Annotated in this window: 3 protein-coding genes and 1 pseudogene; 1 reads left to right on the top strand and 3 read right to left on the bottom strand. The window is 69.1% G+C overall.

The genetic code is table 11. From position 1 onward, the window contains the following. Positions 1–100: 100 nt before the first annotated feature. The 3 genes from VF794_RS05045 to VF794_RS05035 form a co-directional block, all read right to left on the bottom strand. A complete protein-coding gene (locus tag VF794_RS05045; protein ID WP_331108036.1) occupies positions 101–1,837 on the bottom strand; it encodes a peptidase MA family metallohydrolase in 1,737 nt (578 codons plus the stop codon). After that, the gene (locus tag VF794_RS05040; RefSeq protein WP_331108035.1) at positions 1,837–4,986 is read right to left on the bottom strand and encodes a DUF4175 family protein; all 3,150 of its coding nucleotides are present in this window, start codon (positions 4,984–4,986) and stop codon (positions 1,837–1,839) included. Before VF794_RS05040 ends, VF794_RS05045 begins: the two co-directional genes overlap by 1 nt. Positions 4,987–5,155: 169 nt before the next feature. Next, complete coding sequence (locus VF794_RS05035) at positions 5,156–5,749, bottom strand: MarR family transcriptional regulator (protein WP_331108034.1); 594 nt, start codon at positions 5,747–5,749, stop codon at positions 5,156–5,158. 215 nt (positions 5,750–5,964) lie between these two features. On the opposite strand from VF794_RS05035, the pseudogene VF794_RS05030 reads away from it, so the two are divergent. Further along, positions 5,965–6,178, top strand: a pseudogene (locus VF794_RS05030) (Flp pilus assembly protein CpaB); the annotation flags it as partial.

The following is a 6,178-nucleotide window of genomic DNA, read 5'->3' as shown; positions in this document are numbered from 1 at the left end:
CGAAGGAGAGGGTCGGAAGCCGGGCATTCATGCGGCGGGACACTAGAGGACCCGCACTCGGGGTGGAACGGATTCCTGCCCCTTCGTGCTCGGGTGTCGGCTACCTACCGCCGTCCTTGGCGGGGGCCGCGGGCGCGGCGTCCTTGCCGGCGGGGGCGCTCATCTCCCCGGTCTGGACGAGCTCCTTGTCCTCGCGCATGAACTCGCGGGACACCTGCTCCACGTCCTCGGGGTTGAGGCCGGTGAGCACCACGCTGGCCGCCTTGGTGCGCGTGAAGAGCGCCGACTCGCCGAGCGCCGCGTGGACGCGCATGAGGGCGAGGTGGATCTCCGGGTCGAACGGATCCGCGGCCAGGGCCTCCAGGTAGGCCTGCTTCGCCTTGGGGTAGTCCTTGCGGTACAGGAGGATGCGGCCCAGGTGGACGCTGGTGGTCGGCGAGCCCGGGTGAACGCGCAGCGAGCCGCGCAGCACCTGCTCGGCCTCGTCCAGGCGCCGCAGCTCCAGCAGCGCCAGCGCGTACTTGTTGGACACGGACTCGTACTTGTCGCCCACCAGCTTGTGCGCCTTGGAGTACTCCTCGGCGGCGGCCTTGATGCGGTTGCGCTCGCGCATCAGCTCGCCCAGGTGCGCGAACTTGCGCGCCGGCACCTCCGTCACCTCCGCGAAGTCGCCGAAGGAGATTTCCCGCCCCTTCTTCTTCTCACCCTTCTCCTTGTCGTTCTCCTTGAGCACCACCTCCTCGCGCGGCAGCAGCTCCTTGGGGAACTGCTGCTTCTTGATGTGCGCGAGCCAGTTCTTCTCGAACTCGGGGAAGCTCATGCCCGTGGCGGCCTCCACCGACTTGCGGTCCTGCTTGCCGTCGCGCAGGCCGAGGATGATCTCCCGCAGGGCCTTGTTGCCCAGCGTCGAGTACACGTAGTCGATGGCGTAATAGACCTCGGCGAAGGCCGTGGCCGCGTCCTCGGCCGTGGGCAGCATGGCGATGGACGGGTGCATCTTCTCGAAGGGGATGAGCTTGTCCTCCTTCACCCGCCGGCCCAGCAGCGCGAGCGTCGAGGGCGTCATCGCCAGCCCGGGCTTGCCGCGCCAGCGCGACTCCAGGAACTTGGCCAGGCCCTCGTGCAGCCAGATGGGCACGGTGTTGTGGCTCATCTGGCTCACCACGAGGTGCACGTACTCGTGCGACAGCGTGTCCTGCCAGTCGTAGCCCCGCGCCACGGCCTTGGGGCTCGTCACCATCAGCTTGTTGAACTTGCAGATGGCGATGGTGCCCGTCGTTTGAATCTGCTGGTAGGTGAGGGTGCTCACCTTGGACAGCTCGCGCGCGTTGTTCACCACCTCGACGCGAATCTTCCCGCCCGGCGGCTTGTGCCCCAGGTCCTCGTAGAGCGCGCGGTGGATGGACTCCAGCGTCTCCAGCGCGTAGGGCACCAGCACCTCGTCCTTCCCCTTGGGGTAGAAGAAGATGAAGTGCTCGCTCTCGGCGCGCGCGTGGTTCTTCACGATGTCGCGCGTCTCCTTGGCCAGCCGCAGGTAGCTGCCCGGCTTGTCCTCGATGTTGGCCGCCTGGAGCAGCTCCACCGCCTCGGCGTAGTTGCCCTCCTCGAAGGCCACGCGGCCCTGGAAGTACTTGAGCGGCTCGACGTCCTCCGGGACGAGCCCCTCCAGCGCCTGGAGCTCCCGCCGGGCCGCCGGGATGTCCCAGCCGTCCAGCGCCGCCTCCACCTTCGTCAGCCTCGACTTGGCCTCGGCCTTCGCCGCGTCCTGCGCCCGGGCTCCCGGGGACAGGCACAGCGACAGGACGAGGAGCAGGGAGGTGAATCGCGTGCCGTGCATTATTTCACCAGCTCCTCGTAGTAGCGCTTCACCTGGTCCCGGTACTTCTCGGGCGTCCCCTCCTTCATCGCGTCCAGCAGGTCCTTCCGGAACTCCTTCGGCGCCTGGTAGGCCTCCTCGTCCGGAATCTCCACCTTGTCGCGCGGGTCCCTCCCGTTGCCTTCCTGCCGCCCCATGCCCATCGGCAGTGGCAGCCCGCGGCCCTTGCCCTTGCCGCGCTGGCTCTCCTTCATCTGCTGCTGGAACTGCTTGAGCCCCTCCAGCGCCGCCTGCTGCTCGCCGTAGCCCCGGTTGGCGTCCTTGCCCTCCATGCGCTGCGTCGCCTCGCCCATGCGCCGGCCGATCTCCTCCATCTGGTCCCCGGCCTCCTGGCCGAAGAGCGGCGCCATCTGCTCCATCTCCTCCATCTGCTGGCGCAGGCCCTTGGCCTTCTGCTCCAACGCCTGCTGCTGCTGGGCGAGCTGCTGCAGCTGCTGCTTCTCCTGGGGCCCCATCTGCGAGCCCGGCGGCGGGAAGAGCGACTGGAGCTTGCGGTTCACGTCCTCCACCGACTTGGCGTCCTTCTCCAGCCGCTCGGCGAGCTGCGTGGACTGTTTGCGGATGTCCTCGGGGTTGCCGTACATCTCGTCCAGCGCGCGCTGCTGCTCGCCGTACATGGAGAGCTGCTGCGAGGCCTCCGTGGCCCGCTGCATCGACTCGGCCGCCAGGTCGTAGTCGTCCACCTTCAGCGCGTTCTTCGCGTTCTCCAGCTCCGACTGCGCCTCCTCCAGCGGGCGCGAGGCCCGGCTGTTGAGCTCGTCGGGCTGGATGCTCTTGTAGTCCTTCTGCACCTGGTCGATCTGCCGCTGCAGCTCGTCCTTCATCGCCTTGCCGCGCTCGGCGAGCCGATCCTTGTTCTGCTTGCGGGCCTCGTCGCGCAGCGACCTGGTGGCGTCGGCCACGCGCTGCTGCTCCTGCGCCGTCTTCTGCAGGTCGTCCATGAACTGGCCGAACTTCTGCGCGAGCTCCGGGTACTGCTCGTTGCCGAACTCGTCCTGCGCGTCGTTGAGGCCGTTGAGCATCTCGTCCATCTGCATGGACAGCTCCTGGAGCTTGGCGAGCGCCTCGTCCGTCTTCCCCTCGCGCATGAGCTTCTCCACGTCGTCGAGCGCGCTCTGCATGTCCTGGTCCTTCATCATCTCCTGAAGGGCCTCGGCGTTGAGGTGCTCGTCGCGGATGCCCTGGCGCAGCTCGGACATGCGATTCATCAGCTCATTGATGCGCGAGCGCATCTCCTGGATCTGCTGCATCACCTGCTCGCGCGTCTGCTCGTCCGGGTTCTGCTTGAAGTCCTCGATGAGGCGCGCCAGCTCCCGCCGCTCGTTGGCGAGCTGCTTGGCCAGCTCCTGGAGCGCCTCCAGCTTCTGCCGGTCCAGCAGCGACTCCAGGTAGAGGATGTCCTTCTCCAGCTCGACGATCTCCTCGTTGACGAGCGCGCCCAGGCGGGCGCCGGTGCCGAAGTCATCGTTGGCGCGGCGCTGCTGGGTGCGCAGGTAGATGCGCCGGAAGTCCGCGGTGGCGCGCACCCGCTGCCCCAGCGTCTCGGCGATGTTGACGAGCGCGGTGACGAGCTCGGCGGGGGTGTCCCGCTCGCGGCTGAGCTGCTGGGCCAGCGCGCGCATGTCCCCCACCAGCGTCAGGCCATTGGTGTCCACCGCCTGGGCCGAGGTCACCTTGGCCAGGTCCTTCGTCCGGTCCCTGTCCGGACCCTCCAGCCGATCCGCGAGGTGATCCACCATGCGGCCCCAGAGGGCCTCGGCCTTCTCCAGGGCGAGGCGCTGGTGCTCGGCGGCACTGTAGACGCGCAACACCTGGGTGCGGCTGACGCCCCGCTTGGGGCCCTCCACCGCGTCGTTGTCCTTGGCCTCGACGTAGTAGGAGATGCGGTCTCCCGGCTGCACCTTCAGCGTGCCCAGGTCCCACGTATGGGTGTTGCGCTCGCGCCGGCTGTCCGCGCGGGGCAGGGCGATGCGCGTCTCCTCCTTGGCTCCCGGCGTGCGGAAGACGAGCGCCAGGCCGTTGAGGCCGTAGTCGTCGCTGGCCTCGTACTTGAGCGTCACCTTCTGTCCCGGGTCGATCTCGATTTCCGCCGCGGGGGTGAGGAGGTTCACCTGGGGCGGGGAGTCCACCTCCACGTTGAGCGGGATGTCCGGCCCGGTGGCGAGGGCCTTGCGGCCGGTGCCGTAGAAGATGAAGTGGTAGGTGCCCGGCTTCTTCGCCACGAAGGAGCCCGTCAGCTCGCGCTTGTCGTTGACGGTGAGCGGGAGCGTCTCGCCGTTGACGACGATCTCCGCGCGCTCCACCTCGCGGTCCGAGCGTGTCTTGAGCTGCACCTCGGTACCGGCCGGGGCGCTCACCTCGCCGTTGGTGCCCGGCACGGTGCGCGGCTCCAGCCCCGTGTAGGCCGGGTAGCGGTACGTCAGCTCGATGTCGCCGGTGATGGGCTCGCGCGTCTCGGCGGCGCCAACGCGCTGCGCGGACTCGAGCGCCTTGGCCCAGCCCGCGCGCCACTGCGAGCCCCACAGGCCCAGCACCACCGCCAGCACGAGCACCACGCCGCCCAGCGCGAGGGCCGCGTGCTTGAGGCGTGTGCGGTCCACCACCGTGCCCGCGTCCACCTGCCCGGCGCGCACGTCCATCTGCTCGAGGAAGGCCTGGGTGAGGTCCGCCGGGTTCTGTGGCTGGCGGGCGCGCTCACGCGCCAGCTCCACCGCGGCGAGCACGTCCAGGGACAGCTCGGGCCGGCGCTCGCCGATGAGGCGCGCGGTGCGGAGGTCGTCCCCCACGGTGCGCAGCGCGAGCCCCACGCCGAAGGCGGCCGTCACCAGGGCACCCACCACCGGTGACAGCAGCATCACCCAGCGGCCGAGCGACGGAGCGGCGAGCGAGAGGAAGCCACCCGCCACGAGGAGCACGAGGAAGGCGCCGGTGCCCAGCAGCGCGCCCTGGAGCCAGAGGTGGCGGCGCTGGCGGGCGCGCACCTGGGCGATCAGGGCCTCCACGCCCTGGGCGCGCGACTCCCGCCGCGGCTCCCGCGGCGGGGCGGGCGGCTGCGGAGGAGGAGGGGGCGGGAGCTCCGGTCCTGGGGTCTGGGGGGTTTCGAGATTCACGCTGTCACGTCCGCTCGGTCGTGAGGCAACCCACGACCGGGTCACCTATTTCCCAATTCTGTAGCAGGCCCGAGCGTGTGGCGCGTCCCGCCACTCTCCGGGCGGGCACTCCGCGCCTCCGGGTGTCCGCCGGTGGAAGCTTGGGCGGAGGGCCGGGAGGCGGGGAGGTTCAGCGGGAGGCGGTCCTGCGCGAGGCGGACGTGTCGTCTTCCCCGAGGGACAGGTTGGCCTCACCGTCCTTGGGGGCGGAGGTGCCGTTGCCGTTGGGGTGCTCCGGAGCGTCGCCGGAGCCCAGCTCCTCGGCGAGCGCGGTGAGCACGTCCTGGGCGCCCACCAGGCGGGCCTTCGACATGCGGGAGATGACGCGCGCCACGGCGGTCTCCACGGTGCCCGGCGAGGGCACATCCAGCGAGCGCCCCGCCTCGGTGAGGGCGAAGAGGGCCTTGCGCCCGTCGAGCGGATCCGACTTGCGCTCCAACAGGCCCCGCTTTTCCAGCCGCTTGAGCACGCCGGTGAGGGTGCTGGGGTGCACGTGCATGATCTGCGCGAGCCGGCCCGCGGTGATGCCGGGGAAACGTCCCACCAGTCGCACCACCAACCGCTGCGGGCCCGTCAGCCCTAGCGTCGACTCCATGCGCTTGGAGGTGGATTGAAGCCCATGATCCACGGCCCACAGCAGCCGCATGAACTCCAGCACTTCCCCTAACGGCGGACCCTTCTTCTCCTCGGAGGAGGGCTCGCCGGCCTCATCAATCGGCTTCATGGATACAGTCTCCTCCAAATTCTACCTTCCTGTCGCGTGTCTCGAATTGGGAGAGGTAGTGCGACAGTGTCCCACTTTCTCGCTGAATCCATTGCCAGGTAGGCGGAGGTAGGCTAGGGCGCTCGGCCCCTCTGCTGGGGGGTTGCCATGCACCCATGCCCGGGTGGTGGGCTTCCAGATAGGCTCACCCGATGGAACCGAAAAAGACGAGCTTCGTGGCTGGCCTCCTCCTCGGCATGACGGTCGGCCTCTTCGTTGGTGGGCTCTTCGCCGCCCTCTTCACGTGGCAGTTGGGGAGGAAGCAGTCGTGGGACCTTCGTGCCGGATGGAACCTGGTCCCCGTCGTCGTCGCCAACCAGGACATGGCGGAGGGCGAGGAGGTGACGTTCGACAAGATTGCCCAGCGGAGCGCCCCCGAGCAGTTCGTCA

The organism is Archangium sp., from assembly GCF_036389735.1.
Classification (GTDB): domain Bacteria; phylum Myxococcota; class Myxococcia; order Myxococcales; family Myxococcaceae; genus Archangium.
Note: the sequence above shows the minus strand (reverse complement) of the source record. Positions and strands in the feature narration are given on the sequence as shown.

Bases quoted from the DNA above. Each gene is read 5' to 3' on its own strand.
- VF794_RS05045 (WP_331108036.1), bottom strand. From the start codon at position 1,837: ATGCACGGCACGCGATTCACCTCCCTGCTCCTCGTCCTGTCGCTGTGC.
- VF794_RS05035 (WP_331108034.1), bottom strand. From the start codon at position 5,749: ATGAAGCCGATTGATGAGGCCGGCGAGCCCTCCTCCGAGGAGAAGAAG.